Annotated in this window: 1 pseudogene; it reads right to left on the bottom strand. The window is 71.3% G+C overall.

The features are described from left to right. Positions 1-701, bottom strand: a pseudogene (locus IF17_RS0135725) (hypothetical protein); the annotation flags it as partial.

Here is a 701-nt window from a genome sequence, read left to right as displayed (position 1 = left end):
CGTCCACGTAGAGGTCGACGTCGGCCGAGGGGGCCGGGGTGTGCGTGAGGTGGGCGATGCCGGTGGTCGGCTGGGTCGTCGACCCGTAGCCGGAGCCGACGGCGTAGTCGGCGGCCGTGCCGGTAACGGTCCAGGCCTGCCCGGTGTCCATCGTTCCCCAGCCGCTCGCCACGGTGCGGTCGAAGGAGTCCTCGCGCGCGCCCGTGACGGCCGTCAGGGTCATGCGCTCGCCGTCGACGAGGATGTCCATGGGGAAGTCGCCGGGGTAGTCGGCCGAGCGCGCCCACGGGGCCGCCTCGTTGACGACCTGCAGCGTGGTGGCGGTGTCGGTGGCCGCCACCTCGAGGGTGCTGCCGCTGGTGTCGGCCCGGGCCTCCCCCACGACGGCCGTCATCCACGGCCCGTAGGGCACGCAGTTGAACGTGATCTGCCACCGGAACTGGCTGAGCGTCTCGGTGTAGCCCATGACGAGCAGGTACAGGTCGTTGAAGCTGTGCTTGGTGGGCACGTTCGTGACCTTGATGACGTCGCCGACGTCGAGCAGGGCCACCTCCGGGACCTGGTCCACGATCGCCCGGGCGTCAACGGTCAGCGTCGGGAAGCGGGCCTCGTCCCACGTGCCGAGGTGCACGCGCCAGGCGGCCAGGCCCTCGCACTGCTCGTCCGAGTAGAGGCTGAGGGCGACGCTCTTGGCGTACCGG

This window comes from Streptomyces cyaneofuscatus, assembly GCF_000718135.1.
Lineage (GTDB): Bacteria > Actinomycetota > Actinomycetes > Streptomycetales > Streptomycetaceae > Streptomyces > Streptomyces cyaneofuscatus.
Note: the sequence above shows the minus strand (reverse complement) of the source record. Positions and strands in the feature narration are given on the sequence as shown.